Genomic DNA, 22,019 nt, shown 5'->3' with positions numbered 1-22,019 from the left:
TACCTACTGCTGTTTCAACTTCTTAAAAGATGATATTGTCTTTGATTAATTCGATATTTTTGATAAATAATTTGCGGTCATGGATTTTGATCGCACCGCAGCTTTTTAGTTGATGCATGATGCGGCTGACGCTACTTGCAGCATTAATGCCGCAGAAGTGGGCGATCTCTTCGTTTGTTACAACAAAATCGATCAAGACACCATCTTGGAATTCAATCCCGAATTTATCACATAGGTCATAGATTTGAGTGCAGACGGCCCCGAATTTCCCGTTCATCAACATCTGCTGGGTTCGTTTCATCGATTTGAGCAATCGTTCTCGGTAATAGTTTTTGACATAGATCTGTAATTCGAAGTTTTGATTGATGTCTTTCCAAAATTCTACGCGATCGATTTGATAGAGTTCGGCTTTTTCTGATTCCACCCGAATGTTGAATGGTGCGTCGATAAACTGAGAGTATTCATCCTTTAACAATGAAACTACTTCGAGATCATTGATGTACTCCAAATTGAACTCTCTGCCATCTCTGGAGATAACACTGGTCTTGATGACCCCGTTTTTCAAAATGTATACATGATGGTCTTGGATTCCTTCATAGAGTAAATACTTTTTGTATTCTTTCGTGACGATAGGAAATTTCTTTTGTTCTAAGTAGTTTGTTAAAGCTGCATTATCCAATTTTTATTTATTCCTTCCATAATTTACTGAAATTTATTGCTATTTTATCATAAGTAGACGCTCAGTTTGATTAAAAGTATGTATAAAAAAGATACAAACAAATGTTAATGTCATAATTTACTAAAAATTTTCAAAAGCATTTTTCATTATGAAATCTGATTTTGTATTTTTTTTATATCCGTATAATCGGTCAAGTAAGTCAAACAAACCCAATGTTCTAGTGATTAGAAATTTTGGAAAGAGGAGTGGTTATTATGAAAAAATGGACATGCGCAATGATCGAACGATTGGAATCAGCCTACAAGGTACGGTTTGAAAAGGAGGCAGTATTGGTCTTTTTGAATGATGCATATCAAAATGCCTTGATGTTGAGAAAGGATGTTACGCTGGAACAAGATGAAACACTAGAAGACTTTTTGCGGGAGTTTGACCATACACGAGATCTATTTATCAGCCAAGCGGTGGATCGTTATCCATCAAATTACAACAAGGTTGCGGAAAAGATTTCTGATTTGAAGAAACTGAGTGAAACTATCATCTATTAATGAGAGCGGGTAATGAAAATTAAGGAAGAAAAGCTATTCAATAAAGGTTTTATCACAATTACTATTATCAATTTTGTCGTCTTTTTAGTTTATTATTGTTTTGTCGTAATCACGGCGAAATATGCCAGTGATAGTCTAGGTGCAACAACAGCCCAAGCTGGTTTTGCAGTTGGGATCTATATCATTGGGACATTGCTTGCACGATTATATATCGGGAAAAAATTGGAATTATTCGGTCGGCGTGCAGTCCTACGCTATGGCGCACTTTTTTATTTGCTGACGACAGCTGCATATTTGATCAGTAGCAACATTTTTATTTTAGATGGCGTCCGTTTCTTGAACGGTTTTGGTTACGGGGCTGTCTCAACGGCGGCTAATGCGATCGTAACTGCCTATATCCCTGAAGCAAAATATGGGGAAGGGATCAATTACTATGGGCTAAGTACTAGTTTAGCCGCAGCGATCGGACCATTCATCGGCTTGCTTTTACTGCCGGTAGTCGGCTTTCAAACGATTATCATCTTGGCAGTTGTTTTAGCCTTTATCACAATGATCGCATGCTTCAAATTTGATGTTCATAATATTGTCTTAACAGAAGAACATCGGGCATTGATCAACAAATTCAGTTTAGAAAGTTTTATTGAAATCAAAGTTCTGTTTATTGCCGGAATCGCATTTTTGATCGGGATCGCTTACTCAAGCGTCTTAGGCTTCTTATCTATTTATGCGGACCAATTACATTTAGTGACCGCCGGTGCGTTCTTCTTTGTAGTTTATGCACTCGTTGTTACGATCACAAGACCGATGTCTGGTAAAATCTTTGATAAATATGGCGAAAATTCCGTAATGTATCCAAGTTTTATTTGTTTGACGATTGGTTTGATTCTTTTAGCCTTTACTGGAAATGCAGTCGTATTGTTGGTTGCCGGTGCTTTTGTAGGACTAGGTTACGGAACATTTATGGCGAATGGCCAAGCAGTTACGTTGAAATTAGTTGATAAAGCTCGAATCGGTGTAGCTCTTTCGACGTATTTCATCGGCTTGGATTTAGGCTTAGGGGTCGGTCCTTATTTATTAGGCGCAATCAAAGGGCTTTTAGGTTCGTATCAACGAATCTATCTCTTCTGTGCGGTAATTCCGCTCATCGTGGCAGTCTTATATCTAATTTTCTACCGTCCAAACAAACCAGCCAAAGCACGCGCTTTAAGCAATAAAGAAAATGCGAGTGTACCCGAATAAAGTAGGGTGATGGATTCAAAAAGGTTGTGACAATTTTTTTGTCACAACCTTTTTTTGAATAAACGGTGTTCCAGCTTCAAGAAATAAGTCGAAATCTCACAAACTTATTTCTTGAAGCCGTCTACTTCTGTCACTACCTTTTTTAAATACTAGTCAATCTTTCTTGGATCAATGTTTTTAAACTAAGATTTTCGTTTAGTTTGGCATAATAATCAGCCTGTTTCAAAAGTTCCAGCTGTTCGTTGGGATTGTCTTGAATAACAGCTTTTTCAAAAAATAGTTCTTCTAAGCCGTCGATCATATTTACTTCTAAAAGCGTCTGGATACCTTCGTCGAAAAGTGCATTGGCTCTTTCTTGATTGCCGCGGTCAGCGTAAAAGCAAGCCGCTTGATAATAGGATGGGACTAACTGTTTTGTATTCATTTTTACCTCCAATTATTCAGCGCATAAGACTATCGGCGCTTTTTTTGATAACAAGTGAGACTTAAAGCTGCACGTGATCTGTCGTCGACTTCATACATTTGTTTGATGTTCTGCCTGTTAATTTTTATACTTGGGCGTCTATGAATAACGCTTTCATATTAATTCTAAAGCTTTTATTAGAAAATCACAATGAATTTATTCAAAAAAATGTGTTTTTTTAAGTTTATTTGCTTGATTTAAAACGATAATTCTATTAGGCAGAGATATTGTCGGTATTTTGAGATAAAAAGACTGTTAAATCGTCTTAACGGCAATCGAGACAGTTTCATTAATTGGAGGGCATCAAAAAGTCCGCTTGCGTTTCAAAACAAATATGATAAACTGTTAAAATAATATGAAATGAAAGAGTGATTATGATGAGAAAAATGAATGTTGCAATTGTTGGCGCTACTGGCGCAGTTGGAACACAAATGATTAAAATGTTAGAAAATAGTTCTTTGCCGCTTGGTACTGTGAAGTTTTTGGCTTCAAAGCGTTCAGCCGGAAAGCAACTTTCATTTAAAGGCGAAACTCAAACGATTGAAGAGTTAGTACCGGATTCATTCGATCAAATTGATCTCGCTTTATTCTCAGCTGGTGGAGGAATCTCCGCTAAATTTGCACCAGAAGCAGTCAAACGCGGTGCTGTTGTCGTTGATAATACCAGCCACTTCCGGATGGATCCGGCGGTACCGTTAGTCGTGCCAGAAGTAAATCCAGAAGCATTGCGGGAACATCACGGGATCATTGCTAATCCTAATTGTTCAACGATCCAAATGATGGTCGCTTTAGAGCCAATCCGTCAAGCGTTAGGACTGAAACGTGTGATCGTTTCAACTTATCAAGCGGTATCTGGTGCGGGAAATCTCGCCATTGAAGAATTGGCGCAGCAAACTCGTGATTTTGCTGCTGAGAAACCATCCGATGAATGGGAGGCGTCGATTTTACCAGCTAGCGGGGATAAAAAACATTATCCATTAGCATTCAACGCATTGCCTCAGATCGATGTATTTGCTGAAGGCGGTTATACGAATGAAGAATGGAAAATGATCAACGAAACGAAAAAAATCATGGGCGATGATACGATCAAAGTTTCAGCGACTTGTGTACGGATTCCGGTCATGAGCGGCCATTCCGAATCTGTCTATATCGAAACTGAAAAAACAGCGACAGTCGCAGAGATCCAAGAACTGATTGCTAAAGCTCCAGGTGCGGTATTAGAAGATGATCCAAGCCAACAAATTTATCCGCAAGCGTTGAACAGTGTTGGGAAAAAAGAAACTTTTGTAGGCCGGATTCGTAAAGATCCAGATGAAGAAACGGGAGTTCATCTATGGGTTGTTTCAGACAATTTATTAAAAGGCGCTGCTTGGAACTCATTGCAAATCGCCGAAACGATGTACGAAATGAATTTATTTGAATAGAGTATAAGGGGGTGACAGAAATCTTGTCACTCCCTTTTTTTCAGCTAAACGGTAAGAAGCGACTTCCAGAAAATCAGCTGAAAGTTCTTGAAGCTGGCTGCTTCTACTACAACTTCTTTTGCATAGAATTTAAAAGGAGCAGAAAAGAATCCGCGTAATAAAAGTAAGTTTTTGTTAAGGGATCTTTGCTGCTTATTTTTCACCAATGGTTTTTCAGAAAAAATCATGTATAATAGCTAGTGAGTATAGGCACAGACCGTACTGATTACGGGGTCTGAGTAAGCTGAAATAATAAATAAAGAAACTAGAGAGGTGGATATTTTGAGTACAGTCAAAATAATTCCCTTCAGCGGTGTACGAGAAAATGGTAAAAATCTCTACGTAGTTGAAGTGGATAATGATATTTTTGTCCTCGATTGTGGACTGAAGTATCCAGAAAATGAATTACTTGGGATCGATGTCGTGATTCCTGATTTTACCTATTTAATTGAAAATGCAGATCGTGTAGCAGGTGTCTTTTTGACACATGGCCATGCAGATGCAATTGGTGCACTGCCGTATTTAGTGTCTGAAGTAGCAGTACCGGTCTTCGGAACAGAGTTGACGGTGGAGTTGGCAAAATTAAACGTCAGCCAAAATGAGGAAAGCAAAAACTTCAAAGATTTCCATGTGATCGATGAACACACAGAAATCGATTTTGGAACGGCGATCATCAGCTTTTTCCGGACAACTCACACGATTCCTGATTCTGTTGGGATCAGTTTAAAAACGGACGAAGGAACGATCGTTTATACAGGTGACTTCAAATTTGATCCTACTGCGATTCCGATGTATGCAACCAATTATCGTCGTTTGGCCGAAATCGGTTCAGAAGGGGTCTTAGCTTTGTTGAGTTCTTCATCAAATGCGGAAAATCCGATCCAAGTAGCTGCTGAACAAGAAATCGCTAGTGAAGTCTATGATACCATCAACGAATGGAATGGACGGATCATCGTAGCGTCAGTAGCAAGCAACTTGCAGCGCATCCAACAAATTTTGAATGCGGCAAAAGAAGCCGGACGCAAAGTCGTATTGACCGGACAAGATGTCGATCGCATCATCAAAACAGCGATGCGGTTAAACAAATTGGAAGTACCGGAAGATATTTTGATCACGATCAAAGAGATGAAAAACTATCAACCGGACGAATTAGTTGTTTTAGAAACTGGCCGGATGGGCGAACCAATCAAGTCATTGCAAAAAATGGCCAATCGTTCCCATCGTAATTTGCGGATTGAAGATGGTGATCTAGTCTATATCACCACAACACCGACGATTGCGATGGAAACAACTGTCGCAAAAACGGAAGACATGATTTATCGTGCTGGTGGGATCGTCAAGAGTATTTCTGAAAACTTGCGAGTTTCTGGGCATGCAAATCCGCGCGACTTGCAGCTGATGATGAATTTTATGGCGCCGAAATATTTTATTCCGGTACAAGGAGAATATCGTCAATTGGCAGCACATGCTAGCTTGGCCAATGAGTTGGGAATCCCGTTCAAAGATATCTTTATTACAGGCCGCGGCGATGTGTTGGAATATAAAAACAAACATATGAGCGCAGCCGGAAGTGTGCCAGCGGATAATATCATGATCGACGGGATCGGTGTTGGCGATATCGGCAATATCGTATTGCGCGACCGCAAAGTCTTGTCAGATGATGGAATCTTCGTCGTCGTAGTGACGATCGACCGCAAATTGAAAAAAATCGTGTCAGCACCGCAAATTACTTCACGCGGATTCGTTTATATCAAAGCTAGTCGCGATCTGATCAAGGAAAGCGCAGAGATGACCAGTGAGATCGTCGAAAAACATTTGCATTCTGATGATTTTGAATGGAGCAAATTGAAACAAGATATTCGTGATCAATTGAGCCGTCATCTGTTCGAACAAACAAAACGACGTCCGGTGATTTTGCCAGTCATCATGGAAGCCAATCAACGTCGCGGCAGACGCAAATAGTCAAATCAGAAACTCTTCTAACTTTTTTTAAGTCAGGGGAGTTTTTTTGATACTTAATACTCTATTTTTTGGGCAAAAAGGAGTATGATTGAGATGGAGTAAATTGTAGAGAGGTCTGGTCATATGTTGGAAAAACCATTAAAGTGCCCAAATTGCGGCATACATTTTTATGTGGATGAAGTATTGAACGTTCAAGAGCATCCGAAAGAGGCGATGCCGGTAGAGTGCCCGAATTGTCATCATGTTTATGAAAAACGGATCACAAACGGCTATTTCATGACTTTTGAAGACCGAGAAGTAGGAAAATACGATAAGAAAACGGGAGAGTAATCTCTCGTTTTTTATTTTAGTTTGCTTTTTTCGGCGTTTCCTTTAAAATAGCTATGGTTCATTTTTTATAGCGGAAGGAAGGCTTTTAATGAAAACTTATCAAGATGATCCAGTGGTTCAAAAGAACCGCTGGTGGATTTTAGTCTCAGTAGCGATGTTTACTTTCATGTCTACTTTAGATTCGAGTATCGTGAACATTGCGCTGCCGACGATCTCAAATGACCTAGCAGTTCCAATGAACAAAGCAGAATGGGTCGTGTCAATTTATTTAATGGTCGTCTGTGCCTGTTTACTATTGTTTGGCAAAGTCGGCGACAGTTTCGGCAAGATCAAAGTGTATCGCATCGGTACGGTCATATTTACGTTAGGTTCGTTACTGTGCGGGTTCAATCATTCATTAGCGATGCTGCTGTTCGGCCGAGTGGTCCAAGGGATCGGTGCCAGCATGACGATGGCGACTAATACAGGGATCACGACAGAAGTTTTCCCTATGAATGAACGCGGCAGAGCATTAGGAGCAATCGGTGCTTTCGTTTCCTTAGGTTCGATCGCTGGACCCGGTATCGGTGGCTCGATCTTAGCACATTTTTCTTGGTCTTATATTTTCTGGATCAATGTTCCAGTAGGAATTTTGACGATTTTGATTGGGGAGAAATTTTTGCCTCACGACATTACGATGTCCAAAAAGAAAATCGATTGGCTTGGTTTTGTCACATTCGCCATTACAATCATGAGTTTCTTTGGGTCAGTCTTTATCGGACAAGAAGTCGGTTATGTTCAGCCGCTGCCAATTATTTTATTGATCGTTGCAGTCATCTTTTTTGTGGCCTTTATCCGAGTGGAAAAAAAGAAAGCAGATCCATTATTAGTTTTTAGTATTTTGAAAAACAAATTGTTCACGATGAGTCTGGTCACAGCGCTTTTGATCTTTTCATCCAACTTTTTTGTGAACGTCGTCGTGCCGTTTTACTTACAAAACGCTCGCGGACTGACCGCAAGTTATGCAGGTCTGCTGATGATGGTCTTTCCATTTTTGATGGTCATCGGTTCACCTTTAAGCGGCTATCTGACTGATCAGATTGGTCCGCAAAAATTAGTTTTGATCGGATTAGTCATGCTGTCTGTTACACAATTGATGTATGTCTTTATGGATCAGACTAGTCCGGTTTGGTATTATGTTTTAGCCACCGCTATCATGGGGATGGGCAACGCGTTGTTCCAATCGCCAAACAATACGATCGTTATGAGCAGTGTGGAAAAAGAAAATCTTGGTGTCGCCGGCAGTTTAAATTCATTTGCCCGCAATTTAGGGATGGTTATCGGGATTGCACTGTCCACGACGATCCTGTACAGCGGAATGAGTGCTTCTTATGGCAAACGGGTAACTACTTACATCGACAACCGGCCGGATATTTTTATTTTCGGGATGCGGGTAACCTTTATCGCCGCTTTGGTGATTTGTGTCATCGCTTTATTGCTTTCATTGGGGCGTTTTAGAAAAAAAGCCGCTGAGTAACTAAATGATTAGTACAAAAGAAGTCGATTGTTCCTTAGATGGTAACGGTTGACTTCTTTTTTTTAAAACACTCTGTTATACTAGTTTTGCTAAGCTGTACTACTATACTAGATAAATCTTACAGCGGGAGGAAATTATGGCGACAAAACATGATCTGATACTAGAACATATCGAGAACCTGCCGGTAGGAGAACGCATCTCCGTCCGCAGTATTGCAAAAAATTTGCGCGTCAGTGAAGGAACCGCCTATCGCGCGATCAAAGATGCGGAAAATATTGGATTGGTCTCAACGATCCAACGCGTCGGCACGATTCGGATCGAACGCAAATTGAAAAAAAATATTGAGCGCCTGACTTTTGGTGAAGTGGTCCGGATCATTGAAGGCGAAGTATTAGGCGGCTCTAACGGATTGGATAAAGACTTACATAAATTTGTGATTGGCGCGATGACGGTAGAAGCGATGCGCCGTTATATCACTCCTGGATCACTGCTGATCATCGGGAATCGTGAAAGTGCCCAAAAATTGGCCTTGCAAGATGGCGCGGCAGTTTTGATTACCGGCGGTTTTGATACGACACCGGAGATTGCCCAGTTGGCAGATGAATTAGCACTGCCGGTTTTAAGTACAACTTATGATTCTTTTACCGTCGCAACAATGATCAATCGCGCATTGAGCGATCAGTTGATCAAAAAAGACATCATGCAAGTCAGTGATATTTATATGCCGTTAGAGAAGACTGTTTATTTGCAGGCGGGCGATACGATTGCGAATTATCATCGTTTAGCAGAAAAAACCGGTCATTCCCGTTTTCCTGTTGTCAATAAAAGTATGCGCGTTTTAGGAGTGGTGACGGCAAAAGATGTTTTAGGCAAAGTTGAAAGCCAAGCAATCGATCGGGTCATGACGCGCGATCCAAATGTTGTGAAACAAAGTATGAGCGTAGCGTCAGTGAGTCACCAAATGATTTGGGACGGACTTGAAATGATGCCGGTCGTAAAAGACGATCTTTCATTAGTCGGCATGGTCAGCCGCCAAGATGTAATGAAAGCGATGCAGCTAGTACAGCGCCAACCGCAAATGTCTAACACGATCTCTGATCAGATCATCGGAGATATCGTGACAATTGATACGGATCGCGAAGACAATCTGTTGGAAAATCCTTATTTTAAATTTGTAGTCACACCTCAAATGGTCAACGGTGTCGGCACGATTTCTTTTGGTGTCTTGAGCGAGATCGTCGGAAATGTGGCGCAACGCAGTATTTTAATGGATCAACGGCGCAATACATTGATTGAGCAGATGAACTTGCATTATTTACGCTTGATCCAATTAGAAAGCGAAATCGAGATCCATTCGAAAACATTAGAACTTGGACGGCGCTCGGCGAAAGTTGATTTGGAAGTTTACATCGATAACGTTATCGTGGCTAAAGCGATTGTTGTCTGTCAAGTGATGGAGCGTTCTTAGAAAAGAGGAAAAATATGACAATTACAGAAGAAATTTTACAAACGATCAAACAATACGATCGGATCATCATCCATCGTCATATGCGGCCTGATCCTGATGCGTTAGGTTCACAATGCGGCCTTGCGGAGATTTTGCGGGCGACATTTCCAGAAAAAGAAATCTATCAAGTCGGCGGTCCGGTTGAAGGATTAGATTTTCTAGCGGAAATGGATGCGGTCGCTGATGAATTGTACCAAGGGGCGCTGGTCATTGTGACAGATACCGCGAATGCTCCGCGAATCAGCGACGAGCGTTATAAATTAGGTGACAAACTAATCAAGATCGATCATCACCCGAACGATGATCCTTATGGCGATGTGTTGTGGGTCAATCCGAAAGCTAGCAGCTGCAGCGAGATCATTGCCGATCTCGCCTTTACTGAAAATTTAGTAGTAACAGAAAATGCGGCTCGTTTATTGTACGGCGGCATAGTCGGCGATACTGGTCGATTCTTGTATCCTGCGACGACGGCTCATACTTTGGAAGTTGCAGCAAAATTATTAACTTATGGCTTTGATGCGGCCCAGTTGAACCGTACGCTTGATCAAATCTCATTAGACGTAGCGAAACTTTCAGGCTATCTGTATCAAAATTTACAAATCGATGAAAATGGTGCCGGCTATGTCTTTTTAGATCAAGCTGTCTTAAAAAAATACGGGATCAAAGATTCTGACACCGCGGCACTTGTACCGCTGCCTGGGACGATTGATGTGGTATTGGCATGGGCTGTTTTTGTGGAACAGCCAGAAGGTTATTACCGTGTCCGATTGCGTTCCAAAGGTCCAATTATCAATGAAGTAGCTAAACGTCATGACGGTGGAGGACATCCTTTGGCCAGCGGAGCGAACGCAAAAGATCAAACGGTGTGCCAAGAAATTTACCAAGAGATCCAAAAACTTTGCGCAGATTATCAAAGCAAGTAAGGTTTTAAGAAGGTTCGACCAATCATTTGTCGAACCTTCTTTTTTTACGAAAAGCTTTTCAAGCGGCTTTGTTTCAGCTAAACTAACTTAGAAAATAATTTTATTGGAGGAAGATTATGCCGAATTGCCCAATGTGTCAATCAGAATATACTTACGAGGATCGCGGCTTGTTTGTTTGTCCAGAGTGTGGTCATGAGTGGTCGGAAAATGAAGAAACAGATGAAGGGCTTGTCGTCAAAGACAGCAATGGCAACGTGTTGCAAGATGGCGACAGCGTCACAGTGATCAAAGATCTGAAAGTTAAAGGCGCTTCAGGCGCGATCAAACAAGGAACGAAAGTCAAAAATATTCGTCTCGTCGAAGGTGACCACAACATTGATTGTAAAGTCGATGGCTTCGGTCCGATGAAATTGAAATCTGAATTTGTTAAGAAGTTGTAAGCTAGAGAAATTCTTAGAGTTGTTTTCATAAAAAAATCCTACTTTTCATGCTAAACTAAAGTTAGGAAACTGTAATAAACAGCAAAAATTATTTTTAAATCAGAGGAGAATGGCTATGTATGGATATGGCTCATTTTATAATTTTTTTGATCCCACCTTTTTATTAGTGATCGCTGGGCTGGTCATCTCAGGACTGGCTTCTGCCTATGTCAATTCGACGTTTCGCAAGTACGATGAGTTTCGTAGCAGCAAAGGAGTCACAGGAACTCAAGCGGCTGAATACATCTTGCGCAGTCAAGGAATTACGGATGTCGGCGTGCAAAAAATTGCCGGTGATTTAACCGATAATTATAACAGCGGCAATAAAATGCTGAGCTTGTCAGAGGCGACTGCCCAATCTACTTCAGTGGCAGCGATTGGTGTAGCCGCTCACGAATGTGGTCATGCGGTACAAGATGCGAAAAATTATATTCCATTGCGTTTGCGGGCGGCGATCGTGCCGGTAGCAAATATTGGTTCGACACTTTCTTTTCCATTGATCATGATCGGGGTCTTTATGAGTTGGAATCAAATGTTGATCAATCTTGGAATCTTAGCCTTTTCATTGGCATTGATTTTTCAACTTGTGACGTTGCCGGTAGAATTCGATGCATCAAGACGCGCATTGAGTATTTTACGCGAAGGGAATATGTTAGACGCCGATGAATTAGCAGCTGCTCGAAAAGTGCTCTTTGCAGCGGCGTTGACTTATGTCGCAGCGGCATTAGCAACCTTTTTACAATTGTTACGATTGATCTTGTTATTTGGCAATCGAAACCGAGATTAAGAATCGACAATTTGTCGGTTCTTTTTTTGCTGTAAAGCTAGCGGAGACAACCGCTGCTAATCATTCTTACTAGTTGATTGCACCTAGTTGTCTGTTTATTTGCGGTAGCTCTTATTATTGATAATTTTGAGAATATGTTATGATTAATTAAAGGATGGCAGATTGATTTTTAACTAAAATGAACACATTTATACGAGAAGGAGCTGATACCATGAAAAAATCAACCAAAGTCAAAATTGGAGTAGGTGTCATCGTTGCAGCCAGTACAGCGACAGCCGTAGTAGCTTCTGGAAAACTAATCGAAAAAGTCCGTCACGTCTCGAATCGTTGCAAAGTCAAACGTTTTGTCAGTGATAAATTCGATGGCAGCGAGTCATTGCTGGCAATCGTGGATAAACTGTCAGATGAAGATTTGGATAATATCATGAATATTTTGAACAAGATCAAAAGCGGGAAAAAACGCGTATCCGTCTATGGAGATTCCATCAAAGATACGACAGAAGATTTAAAAGCCAAATTAATGGATCTTGTCGATCACTTGATGTAAAGATGTGCCAGTAATGGCGCATCTTTTTTTTCGGGAACAAGCTGAAAAAGCAGCGTCTATTTTATTAGGTCAAACAGCAGGTTCACTGAAGAAGGAACGGATTTTTAATAATTTATTTTTTTTGTGGATACTTTATGCTAAAGTAAGCTAAAACTAGCAAGTGAGGAAATTAATGGAACGGGAAAGTCGGCTAACAGAAGAGGAAAAAGTCTTTTTTATGCAAGCAGCGATCAGCGAAGCAAAAAAAGCAGAAGAAATCGCGGAGGTCCCGATTGGTGCGGTGGTTGTCTATCAAGGGGAAATAATCGGTCGCGGGCATAACTTGCGGGAACATAGCCAAGATGCGACCAGCCATGCAGAAATGTTCGCTATCCGAGAAGCGTGTCAGCACTTGGATAATTGGCGCTTAGAAGACTGTCAGCTCTTTGTTACGTTAGAGCCTTGTCCGATGTGCAGCGGCGGGATGATCTTGTCGCGCGTGGAGGAAGTGTATTTTGGCGCCTATGATCCGAAAGGCGGAACAGCAGGAACGCTGATGAATTTATTGACCGATGAACGGTTCAATCATCGCGCCTATGTCGAAGGCGGTATTTTGGAAGCGGACTGTGGCCTTTTATTGACGAATTTCTTTCGAGAGCTGCGGGCGCGGAAAAAAAAGACTAGCCAAAGCGAGTAGAGTTTGTTATACTATTTTTTGCCGAAAGGCAGGACAATGTCGGGCTTGTGAATTGTGTCAGATCCGGAAGGAAGCAGCACTAAGCAGGATCCGGCATGTGTCTTTTATACGAATCAACAGCAGACTGCGTGTCTGCTTTTTTTGTCCAATTTTTTAAGAAAAGAGAAATTTTTTCTGTTTAGCAATAAGTTAAATCAATTTGAATACAAAAATACCGTTGTTGAGTGCGAACTTTCAACAACGGTATTTTTTTAAAAAAGAGTGGCTTGTAACATCGGGTTTTCGATCGCAAGCAACTGGGCTTTTATCGCTAGTCCGGCCTCGCTTGCACCAGAATAACCGACCAATTTGCCATTTTTACCAATTACTCGATGACAAGGAACGATGATTGGCAAGGGATTGTTGCGGTTGGCTTGACCAATCGCGCGGACAGCTTTGGGTCGTTGGATCTTTTCGGCGATGGCTTGATAACTGCACGTAGTTCCAAAATCGATCTCGGTCAAAGCGTGCCAGACTTCTTGCTGAAAGTCTGTTCCGGTCTCAAAAACATAGGGAAGATCGAAAGTTGTGCGCTGTCCTGCTAAAAATTCTAACAGTTGTTGTTTGGCTGATGTTAAAATGGCTTGATCCGCTAAAGGATTTTCAACAATCGGTGTATAAGATACACGAGTCAAGGCGTGTTGATCAGCATCCAGCCAGATAGTTCCAAGAATAGAGTCAAATTTCATCATTTCACCTGCTTTTTTACAAACGACTTCGTTCAGCCTTTTTCAGCTATATGTTACTATAGATGGAACAAGAAGAGTTGAAAAGAGGTAGAATAATGGAAAAAATTATTCTTTTGCATACCAACGATCTCCACTCCCATTTAGAAAATTGGCCGAAGATCCGCCGGTTTTTGCTAAATCGCAAGCAAGAAGAAACCGCCGAAAAAAAAATCATCACGCTTGATCTCGGTGATTTTGTCGACCGCTGGCATCCGCTAACTGAAGCGACCAATGGCCAAGCCAATGTCCAGTTGATGAATCAAATCCACTATGACGCGGCAACTATCGGCAATAATGAAGGCGTGGGGAATTCGAAAGCCGAATTAAATCATCTATATGATCAGGCGAATTTTGATATCGTATTAGATAATCTGTTTGATAAACAAACACTGCAATTTCCAACATGGGCACAGCAAACAAAAATCATTACAACCGCTCAAGGAACTAAAGTAGGGTTGTTGGCATTCACGGCGCCCTTTTCGTTGACCTATAATCCGAATGGTTGGGATATTCGGCAAGTAATGGATATTTTGCCAGGATTAGTTGCGGACATTCGTGCAAAAGTTGATGTCTTAGTTTTAATGAGCCATCTGGGGATCAGTGTAGATCGCCGAATCGCGCGAGAATTGCCGGAAATCGATGTAATCTTAGGATCGCATACCCATCATTTGTTTGAACATGGTGAAAAGATCGAAGGGGTTCAGTTGGCCGCAGCAGGAAAATACGGCTATTACGTCGGTGAAGTCCATGTGACAGTCGATAGTGAGCACCGAATCCAGAAAACTTCAGCGCGGACGTTTCCAACTGAAAAAATGCTGGCATTGCCTGAGGATCAAGAAGAGATCGAAGACTATCTACAAACAGGGCACCAACTATTAGCGGATAAAAAGGTCGCAGATGTTCCGTTTGCTATGAGTACAGACTTACAAGGCGATCATCCAATGATCAACTATACCTTAGCGGCAGTAAAAGAAGCGGCTGGAACAGAAGCCGCGGTGTTGAATTCTGGTTTGTTTTTACAAGACATCCCTGCAGGAATCGTCGATCAAGATCAGCTCCACACAGCATTGCCGCATCCGATGCATTTGATCAAGGTGACGCTGAGCGGTGAGAATCTGGTCCGTTTGATTCTGGAAATGGAAAAAAACCGACATTTTCTGATCAATTTTCCTGTGATGGGGATGGGCTTTCGCGGGAAAGTATTTGGTCATCTCGTGTATGACGGAATCGAATATGATTCAGTGAATCATCAAGTCCGCTGGCTCGGTGAGTTAGTCGATCCTGAGTTGGATTATACAATCGCAACGGTAGATCATTTTATGTTCGTTCCATTTTTCCCGACGATCGAGATTGCGGGCCGCTATGAATTTCTATTCCCGGATTTTATCCGCAGTGTTTTGGGAGACTATCTCCACACTCACTATCCAATCAAATAAAAACAAGGTATAATAGCAGGCAGGTGGTGAAACGATGACAAAAGAACAAAACGACAAAAAAGAAAAACAAACCAATCCAGAAAAAACCGTCACTGAAGAGTTGGCTGAGGTTTTAGATGAAATCGTTGAGACGCCCGCTGAAGAAAAGAAAAAGGGTGAAATGGTCGTATTCGTCGATGAGAGTAATCTTTTGATTGGCGAACGCCAATACCGCTTAGTTAAAAATTATCGTGAAGGCTTTGATGCCGAACGTTTAGGTGAACGCTTTAGTGAGGTCTTGACACGTTATGATTATATCGTTGGGGATTGGGGTTATGAACAGCTGCGATTAAAAGGTTTTTTCCGCGAAGATGATCGGAAAAGTTTGCCCGAGCAGCGGATTGATACCTTAGAAGATTATTTATATGAGTACTGCAATTTCGGTTGTGCGTATTTTGTCTTAGAACGAACCGGCGGCAAGCGGCAGCAAGTTCGCAAAAAACGCAAGCGGAAACGCAAAGACAAACCGCAAGCTTTCGTAGAAGAAAAAAAGGTTCCAGTGACCGATAAACCAAAGAAAAAGACGATTATCAGAACTCGTCAGCCGCAAAAAGAAACACCCGTACCAACAAAAACAAAAGAAAAGGGCGAACGCTTTGTGATTCGTCAAAGAGAAGAGTAATACGATGTACAAAGGATATTTGATTGATTTAGATGGAACGATTTACCGCGGCAGCGAACCGATCCCCGCGGGCCGTCGATTTGTGGAACAACTGCAAGCTCGGCAGATTCCATTTTTATTTTTAACAAACAACACGACAAAAACACCGGCAACCGTGGCAGACCGATTAGCCAATGAGTTTTCAATTCATGTTAGTCCGGAAACGGTCTACACCGCAACACTTGCGACGATCGATTATATGAATGGAGCAGGCAAAGGCAAAAAAGTCTTTGTCATCGGCGAACCTGGGTTGATCGATCCGATTTTAGCTGCCGGTTATGTTTGGGATGAAAAAGATCCGGATTATGTAGTGATCGGTTTAGATACAAATGTGACGTATGAAAAATTTGTTTCAGCAACGTTAGCGATCCAAAAAGGCGCGACCTTCATCGGAACCAATTCAGATAAGAACATTCCAACTGAGCGCGGCTTGTTGCCGGGTGCTGGTTCGGTGATCGCATTAGTAGAAGCTGCTACTCAGCAAAAAGCGATCTACATCGGCAAGCCTGAAGCAATCATTATGGATAAAGCTGTCGAAGTTTTAGGACTGGAAAAATCTGAGGTCTTGATGGTGGGCGATAATTATACGACGGATATTTTGGCAGGAATCAATAATGGGGTCGATTCTTTATTGGTTTTGTCCGGGTACACCCAAAAAGCAGACGTACCGACTTTGCCTGTGCCGCCGACATATCTTGTCGACTCATTGGATGAGTGGAATTTTGATGAAAAGTAAATGGCTAGAGCGTTTGGGCTTGATCTGTTTGCTACTGACTTTACTGACATTAGCGATCACACTGACAATCAACGCCCGCTGGCTGTATCGCTTTGATATCGGTCAGTTGAATTTGCTGGATTATACGATGCTTTCAGAAAAAGAGTTGCTGCATAATTTTGATCAATTGATGCGTTACTTGAACTTGCCTTGGATAGAAAACCTTCAAATGACGGATTTTCCTGTCTCGACTAGCGGTGCGAAGCATTTTTATGAAGTGAAACGATTGTTTCTGCTGAATTACGGGTTATTGTTAGCGACCGTTATACCAAGTGGTTTTTATTTGCGGCATTTGCTCAAGCAAAAACGTCTCTGGGCATTGATTCAGCCATTTCGCATAGCCGTCGCAGCACCAATCGTGATCGCTTTTATGATGGCGGTGAATTTTGATCAGTTCTTCATTTTATTTCATGGGGTATTGTTCAACAATGATGCGTGGATTTTTGATCCAGCAACCGACCCGATCATCAATGTGTTGCCGGAAACCTTTTTCTTACATTGTTTTATTTTATTTTTTGTATTATTGGAACTATTTTATCTCTTACCGATTTATTTTGGTAAAAGAGCATTAAAAAAAGAGCGATAAGCTCTTTTTTTAATGCTCTTTTGTCTAATTTATTTGACGATAGAATCTAATTTCCGCGGATGTTCGTGCGCTAAACGACTAGCAGCCGATGCGGCGATCGCTCCAACGAGATCATCTAAAAAAGTATGGACGTGGACGCCGTCATGTTCGTTTAGTTTTTTCAAGATACCTGGTTTTACTTTATCAATGTAGCCGTAATTCGTGAAACCAATCGAACCATAAACGTTCACAATCGAAAGTGCCATGATTTCGTCGATGCCGTAAAGACCTTCATCTTCTTCTAAAATATTTTGCAGCGGGTAGTCCAATTTTTTTTGTTCGGCTAGTTTATCTAGCTGGATACCAGTGATGATCGCGTTGTGGACCTCGCGTTTGGTCAGCACGCGGTTCACACTATGGATACACAATTCGATATCCAGTTTATCGATATAATCTTTTTGCAAAAAGAAGACTAATTCCGCGATGTCTCTAATAGTAACTCCGCGTTCTTCTAAGAGTTCGCGGGCCGTTTGTTCAAGCGCAGTAGTTTCAAATACCATAACTTACCTCCAAAATTATTTTTGTGGAAATAGGCTAGTGCTATGTCCGGGCTGTGTCCGATTTTTCGGATTGATATAGTGGAGCGCATTGTTAACAGCGGTCGGTGCTTCGCCCATGCCGGTGGCAATCAATTTTACTTTACCATCGTACGTCGTGATATCTCCGCAAGCATAAACGCCAGGGATTGATGTTCGCATATCCGATTCGACGAGAATGGCTTGACGGGTACTTTCTAATCCCCAAGATTTTAAGTGATCCAATGAAGAAGAGAAACCGTAGTTGACGATCAAATAATCGACGCCTACTGTAATTGTCTCATCGCTTTTCACCTTTTGTAAAGTCACACCTTCTAACTCTTGTCCGCCAGTGAGTTCGGTTAGCAGATACGGCGTGTAAATATTGACGGAGGATTCTTTCAGTTTTTCCACACTGTGTTCATGTCCTCTAAAATTATCACGGCGGTGGATGATCGAGACTTCTGCAGCGATAGGTTCTAACATCAATGCCCAATCGATCGCGGAATCTCCGCCGCCAGCGATGGCAACTTTTTTTCCGGCATACTTCATCAAATCAGTGATGTAATAATCGATTCCGTGATTTTCGAAAGTTTCAGCACCGTCGATCATCAAGCGTCTTGGCTGAAAAGAACCGTTGCCAAGCGCAAGCACGACTGCTTTTGTGTAATGACTTTCTTTATTAGTGACCAATTCGAGATAATCTTCATGTTGTTTTAGCTCCAGCACTTCTTCATCCAAACAATAGGTATGAGAAAATGTCCGCAACTGTTTTTCTAAGTTGTTTACCAGATCCGCCGCTTTTACAATCGGGAATCCAGGAATGTCATAAATATTTTTTTCAGGATAAAGAGTTGTCAATTGTCCGCCTAATTGCGGCAAACTGTCGATCAACTTTGTCTTAGCTTGGCGAATTCCTGCATAGAAAGCCGCAAACATACCGACTGGTCCTGCGCCTACGATAGTTATATCAAAAATTTCCATATCAACACCCTTTCTTCTCATCGATTGTAACAAATAAATGAAAGAGAAAAAACTGCTTAGTTTGCAGAGGTGGCAAATTTAGAAAAGTTTGTTATGATGGACACAGCAAAAAAATAAAGGAGGATTTTAAAGTGACTCAATTCCCACAATTAAATTTAACAGAAGAAAAAGGTCCTAAAGCGACGATCAAAACCAATATGGGGGATATCAAGGTTCAACTATTCCCAGAAGAAGCACCTAAAACCGTTAAAAACTTTATCGAATTAGCAAAGACCGGTTATTATGATGGTGTGATTTTCCACCGTGTAATTCCTGATTTTATGATCCAAGGCGGCGATCCAACCGGTACTGGGATGGGCGGCGAAAGCATTTATGGTGAAAAATTTGAAGACGAATTTTCACGCAACTTATTTAACTTGCGCGGGGCATTATCAATGGCTAATGCAGGTCCTAACACTAACGGCAGTCAATTTTTTATTGTGAACAAGCAAGACGTTCCTGCTAACATGCTGACACAATTAGAAGAAGCTGGTTTCCCTGGTGAAATCATCGAAACATACAAACAAGGCGGAACTCCTTGGTTAGACTTCCGTCACACTGTTTTTGGCCATGTGACTGAAGGAATGGATGTCGTTGATACTATCGCTGCTGCTAAACGTGGCGCGCAAGACGAACCTGTTCACGATATCGTCATTGAATCAATTGAAATCACAGCATAAAAAAAATACGGCTTAGCCGTATTTTTTTTATTCGTTTAATGCGCTTGCGATTCGCTGTAATCCTTCGGCAAGAATGACTTGTGGACAAGCAACATTTAAGCGCATGTGCTGTTTGCCGCTAGGTCCATAACTGACACCGGGGTTTAAAACAACTTTACCTATATGAACCAAGCGATTCTCCAATGCTTCATCGGACAAGCCGTACGCAGAAAAATCCAACCATAATAAATACGTTCCTTCCGGGATCATGATTTTTACTTTTGGCAAATGGTCTTGGAAAAAATCCAGCAAATAAGTTATGTTTGATTGGATATAAGGTAGCAAGTTTGAAAGCCAGTCTTTTCCAGTTTGATAAGCGGCCTCCATACCGACTAAGCCAAATGTATTGATCTCGTGCTGGAAGTTCGCCGCTTGTTTACGCGCTAACTGCTCCCGCAACGCGTCATTTTTGACAAAGACGACGGAATTTTTGATCCCAGCCAGATTAAAGGTCTTAGTCATAGACGTAAATTGTAAACTAAAGTCGCTAAAGTCTGTTCCGGCACAAAAGAAAGAAGTCATTTCATGGGGTGGGAAAACTAAGTCTTGATGAATCTCGTCACTCAGGACAAGTACAGCATACTTTTTACAAAGCTCGCCCAAACGCTGCAACTCTTCTTTCGACCAGACGCGTCCACCTGGATTGTGCGGGTTGCATAAAATCATCGCTTTAATATGCTGCTGTTTAAATTTCTCCTCTATATCCGCAAAGTCCATCACAAATTGACCGTTTTTTTCAATCAAGCGGCTGCGCACTAATTTTCGTTGATTCTCCGTGATGATTGTTGCAAAGGGAGGATAGACAGGATCGTGGATTAAGATCGCATCATCCTGAGCGGTAAACGCTTGGATCGCTGTCGTTATTCCGGCTAAGACTCCGGAAAAGAATAAAATATCTTTTTTTTCTAATGCAAGGTGGTGGTGATCATTTTCCCAATCGATGATCGTACGATAAAGACTTTCCGGGGTATCAGCATAACCTAATATTCCGTGAGCGATTAATTTTTGATAGGCAGTTAAAACGCCCTCGGGTGCTCGGAAATCCATATCAGCGATCCATAATGGCAAAAGTTCTTCTTCGTTGTACGTATCAAGAATCGCGTCCCATTTGATACTGTTGGAACCAATGCGCTCGATTGGCCGCTCAAAATGTGTCATTTTCTTTCCTCCTAGTTGTGAACTTCAATTTTATTTATAAATACAGTATAATGAAACATGCGAAAAGAGGGAAACGAATGAAATATAAAATTGGAGATATCATTGAAGGTTATGTAACGGGTATCCAACCTTATGGAGCGTTTATCTCATTAGACGATCAGACGCAAGGGCTGGTTCATATATCCGAAGTACAGTCTGGTTATACTAAAAATATTCACAGCTTTTTAGAAGTCGGACAAGTAGTGAAAGTTCAGCTTATTGATATCGATGAGTACACTAAAAAAATCAGTTTGTCATTACGAACACTTGTAGAACATCCAGCGGAAGTGCCGTATCATCGAAAACGTTACTTCACAAATCGCAACAAGAACATCGGATTCCGTTCACTTGAAAAGAATATGCCGAAATGGACCGATGAAGCCATCGACTTTCTATTGAAAGAACAAGCTGAAAATTAATTACTATTTTATGCAAACAATATCTTTTTTTCTGAAAGCATGATACAATGAGTGCGATTTTAGATTAGCTCTTGCAGAGGTGAAAATTGTGACGAAACAAGTATCTGGAACAATCATGTTGCATTTAGAAGATGGTTCAAAACGTTTTTTAGTTCATGAAGTAGGAAGAGATAAAGAATTTGCCCACACTGAGACCACGGCTGAACACACTGTTTTAGCTAGTTTTTTAAATTTTTTGAAAACGACACTACATATCGATGTAAATAATATTCGTCTAGTTGAATTAACCAATACACAATCACACGGCGCCAGCTTACCATTGTATGTATTTGAAATGGTCAGCGAAGAAGTAACAGAACTGCCAGAAGGCTTCGCTTGGGAAAGCCCCGATAGCGTGAGAAAAATCCTCGGAACAATTGAAATTGAGGGTGTACCATTATTTGAATAATCCTGAAAAAAGAGCTTATAAAAATAAGTTCTTTTTTTTTTGAAGAAAATAGTTGACCGCTGGTTAATTAAATGGTAAATTAATAAACGTTGCTGATGCAGTAAAAACCGAACGTTGACTTTTGAAATTAAAAAAACTTCAAAAAAGTTATTGACATTCACTCAGCAAGCTGTTAAGATATAAAAGTTGCTGAAACAAAGCAACAAACAATGTAGACCTTTGAAAACTGAACGAATAAAACAAACCAAATGTGTAGGGCGTTTCTATTTAATAGAAACA

At 41.2% G+C, this 22,019-nt stretch carries 25 protein-coding genes and 1 other RNA gene; 20 read left to right on the top strand and 6 right to left on the bottom strand.

Annotated features, from left to right (window positions below; all coding sequences use genetic code 11):
* Positions 1 to 22 precede the first annotated feature (22 nt).
* Positions 23 to 679 carry a Crp/Fnr family transcriptional regulator gene (locus tag FFM63_RS07775; protein ID WP_137609738.1) on the bottom strand — a complete coding sequence of 219 codons (657 nt, stop codon included), beginning with the start codon at positions 677 to 679 and terminating at the stop codon, positions 23 to 25.
* 254 nt (positions 680 to 933) lie between these two features.
* On the opposite strand from FFM63_RS07775, the gene FFM63_RS07770 reads away from it, so the two are divergent.
* On the top strand, positions 934 to 1,224 hold the full coding sequence (locus FFM63_RS07770; protein WP_171000211.1) for a hypothetical protein: 291 nt from the start codon (positions 934 to 936) through the stop codon (positions 1,222 to 1,224).
* A 12-nt stretch (positions 1,225 to 1,236) separates the two neighbouring features.
* Positions 1,237 to 2,463, top strand: coding sequence for an MFS transporter (locus FFM63_RS07765; RefSeq protein WP_137609737.1), 1,227 nt, complete (start codon positions 1,237 to 1,239; stop codon positions 2,461 to 2,463).
* 142 nt (positions 2,464 to 2,605) lie between these two features.
* Here the strand turns inward: FFM63_RS07765 and FFM63_RS07760 are convergent, their stop codons facing one another.
* Positions 2,606 to 2,887, bottom strand: coding sequence for a hypothetical protein (locus FFM63_RS07760; protein WP_246033311.1), 282 nt, complete (start codon positions 2,885 to 2,887; stop codon positions 2,606 to 2,608).
* Positions 2,888 to 3,303: 416 nt separating this feature from the next.
* On the opposite strand from FFM63_RS07760, the gene FFM63_RS07755 reads away from it, so the two are divergent.
* From FFM63_RS07755 to ffs, 11 genes are all read left to right on the top strand, one after another.
* Positions 3,304 to 4,350, top strand: coding sequence for an aspartate-semialdehyde dehydrogenase (locus FFM63_RS07755; protein ID WP_137609736.1), 1,047 nt, complete (start codon positions 3,304 to 3,306; stop codon positions 4,348 to 4,350).
* Between the two features lie 321 nt (positions 4,351 to 4,671).
* Positions 4,672 to 6,351 (top strand): ribonuclease J, encoded by a 1,680-nt coding sequence (locus FFM63_RS07750; protein WP_137609735.1) that lies wholly within the window; start codon positions 4,672 to 4,674, stop codon positions 6,349 to 6,351.
* 123 nt (positions 6,352 to 6,474) lie between these two features.
* A complete protein-coding gene (locus FFM63_RS07745; RefSeq protein ID WP_137609734.1) occupies positions 6,475 to 6,681 on the top strand; it encodes a hypothetical protein in 207 nt (68 codons plus the stop codon).
* Between the two features lie 88 nt (positions 6,682 to 6,769).
* Complete coding sequence (locus FFM63_RS07740) at positions 6,770 to 8,197, top strand: MFS transporter (protein ID WP_137609733.1); 1,428 nt, start codon at positions 6,770 to 6,772, stop codon at positions 8,195 to 8,197.
* Positions 8,198 to 8,333: 136 nt separating this feature from the next.
* Positions 8,334 to 9,665 (top strand): DRTGG domain-containing protein, encoded by a 1,332-nt coding sequence (locus tag FFM63_RS07735; RefSeq protein ID WP_137609732.1) that lies wholly within the window; start codon positions 8,334 to 8,336, stop codon positions 9,663 to 9,665.
* Positions 9,666 to 9,679: 14 nt separating this feature from the next.
* Complete coding sequence (locus FFM63_RS07730; protein ID WP_137609731.1) at positions 9,680 to 10,627, top strand: DHH family phosphoesterase; 948 nt, start codon at positions 9,680 to 9,682, stop codon at positions 10,625 to 10,627.
* A gap of 116 nt (positions 10,628 to 10,743) precedes the next feature.
* The gene (locus tag FFM63_RS07725; protein ID WP_137609730.1) at positions 10,744 to 11,067 is read left to right on the top strand and encodes a zinc ribbon domain-containing protein YjdM; all 324 of its coding nucleotides are present in this window, start codon (positions 10,744 to 10,746) and stop codon (positions 11,065 to 11,067) included.
* Between the two features lie 115 nt (positions 11,068 to 11,182).
* Positions 11,183 to 11,893 carry a zinc metallopeptidase gene (locus FFM63_RS07720; RefSeq protein ID WP_137609793.1) on the top strand — a complete coding sequence of 237 codons (711 nt, stop codon included), beginning with the start codon at positions 11,183 to 11,185 and terminating at the stop codon, positions 11,891 to 11,893.
* A 211-nt stretch (positions 11,894 to 12,104) separates the two neighbouring features.
* The gene (locus tag FFM63_RS07715) at positions 12,105 to 12,440 is read left to right on the top strand and encodes a hypothetical protein (protein ID WP_137609729.1); all 336 of its coding nucleotides are present in this window, start codon (positions 12,105 to 12,107) and stop codon (positions 12,438 to 12,440) included.
* Positions 12,441 to 12,612: 172 nt separating this feature from the next.
* Positions 12,613 to 13,116 carry a tRNA adenosine(34) deaminase TadA gene (gene tadA / locus FFM63_RS07710; RefSeq protein WP_137609728.1) on the top strand — a complete coding sequence of 168 codons (504 nt, stop codon included), beginning with the start codon at positions 12,613 to 12,615 and terminating at the stop codon, positions 13,114 to 13,116.
* A gap of 27 nt (positions 13,117 to 13,143) precedes the next feature.
* Positions 13,144 to 13,226, top strand: an RNA gene (gene ffs, locus FFM63_RS07705) — signal recognition particle sRNA small type.
* A gap of 141 nt (positions 13,227 to 13,367) precedes the next feature.
* On the opposite strand, the gene FFM63_RS07700 is transcribed toward ffs, so the two are convergent.
* Positions 13,368 to 13,844, bottom strand: a complete 477-nt coding sequence (locus FFM63_RS07700) for a methylated-DNA--[protein]-cysteine S-methyltransferase (protein WP_137609727.1) — start codon at positions 13,842 to 13,844, stop codon at positions 13,368 to 13,370.
* A 95-nt stretch (positions 13,845 to 13,939) separates the two neighbouring features.
* On the opposite strand from FFM63_RS07700, the gene FFM63_RS07695 reads away from it, so the two are divergent.
* The 4 genes from FFM63_RS07695 to FFM63_RS07680 are packed head-to-tail and all read left to right on the top strand — an operon-like array spanning position 13,940 to position 17,380.
* Positions 13,940 to 15,319 (top strand): bifunctional metallophosphatase/5'-nucleotidase, encoded by a 1,380-nt coding sequence (locus FFM63_RS07695; RefSeq protein WP_137609726.1) that lies wholly within the window; start codon positions 13,940 to 13,942, stop codon positions 15,317 to 15,319.
* A 34-nt stretch (positions 15,320 to 15,353) separates the two neighbouring features.
* On the top strand, positions 15,354 to 15,980 hold the full coding sequence (locus FFM63_RS07690) for a YutD family protein (RefSeq protein ID WP_137609725.1): 627 nt from the start codon (positions 15,354 to 15,356) through the stop codon (positions 15,978 to 15,980).
* A 4-nt stretch (positions 15,981 to 15,984) separates the two neighbouring features.
* Positions 15,985 to 16,755 carry a TIGR01457 family HAD-type hydrolase gene (locus tag FFM63_RS07685; protein WP_137609724.1) on the top strand — a complete coding sequence of 257 codons (771 nt, stop codon included), beginning with the start codon at positions 15,985 to 15,987 and terminating at the stop codon, positions 16,753 to 16,755.
* Positions 16,745 to 17,380, top strand: coding sequence for a TIGR01906 family membrane protein (locus tag FFM63_RS07680; protein ID WP_137609723.1), 636 nt, complete (start codon positions 16,745 to 16,747; stop codon positions 17,378 to 17,380). Before FFM63_RS07685 ends, FFM63_RS07680 begins: the two co-directional genes overlap by 11 nt.
* 29 nt (positions 17,381 to 17,409) lie before the next feature.
* On the opposite strand, the gene FFM63_RS07675 is transcribed toward FFM63_RS07680, so the two are convergent.
* On the bottom strand, positions 17,410 to 17,919 hold the full coding sequence (locus FFM63_RS07675) for a phosphatidylglycerophosphatase A family protein (RefSeq protein WP_137609722.1): 510 nt from the start codon (positions 17,917 to 17,919) through the stop codon (positions 17,410 to 17,412).
* A 15-nt stretch (positions 17,920 to 17,934) separates the two neighbouring features.
* Positions 17,935 to 18,918 (bottom strand): NAD(P)/FAD-dependent oxidoreductase, encoded by a 984-nt coding sequence (locus FFM63_RS07670; RefSeq protein ID WP_137609721.1) that lies wholly within the window; start codon positions 18,916 to 18,918, stop codon positions 17,935 to 17,937.
* A 131-nt stretch (positions 18,919 to 19,049) separates the two neighbouring features.
* Here FFM63_RS07670 and FFM63_RS07665 point away from each other — a divergent pair, with 131 nt between their 5' ends.
* Positions 19,050 to 19,637, top strand: a complete 588-nt coding sequence (locus FFM63_RS07665) for a peptidylprolyl isomerase (RefSeq protein ID WP_137609720.1) — start codon at positions 19,050 to 19,052, stop codon at positions 19,635 to 19,637.
* 27 nt (positions 19,638 to 19,664) lie between these two features.
* Here the strand turns inward: FFM63_RS07665 and FFM63_RS07660 are convergent, their stop codons facing one another.
* A complete protein-coding gene (locus tag FFM63_RS07660; protein ID WP_137609719.1) occupies positions 19,665 to 20,834 on the bottom strand; it encodes a MalY/PatB family protein in 1,170 nt (389 codons plus the stop codon).
* A gap of 77 nt (positions 20,835 to 20,911) precedes the next feature.
* Between FFM63_RS07660 and FFM63_RS07655 the strand changes: the two genes are divergently transcribed.
* Together FFM63_RS07655 and FFM63_RS07650 are read left to right on the top strand one after the other, a co-directional pair.
* Positions 20,912 to 21,292, top strand: coding sequence for a CvfD/Ygs/GSP13 family RNA-binding post-transcriptional regulator (locus FFM63_RS07655; protein WP_137609718.1), 381 nt, complete (start codon positions 20,912 to 20,914; stop codon positions 21,290 to 21,292).
* A gap of 85 nt (positions 21,293 to 21,377) precedes the next feature.
* A complete protein-coding gene (locus FFM63_RS07650; RefSeq protein WP_171000213.1) occupies positions 21,378 to 21,740 on the top strand; it encodes a hypothetical protein in 363 nt (120 codons plus the stop codon).
* The last annotated feature ends 279 nt before the right edge of the window (positions 21,741 to 22,019 follow it).

The sequence above is a fragment of the Enterococcus pingfangensis genome, assembly GCF_005405205.1.
Taxonomy (GTDB): Bacteria; Bacillota; Bacilli; order Lactobacillales; family Enterococcaceae; genus Enterococcus_A; species Enterococcus_A pingfangensis.
The sequence above is the reverse complement of the archived record's forward strand: the minus strand, read 5'-3'. Positions and strand labels throughout refer to the sequence as shown.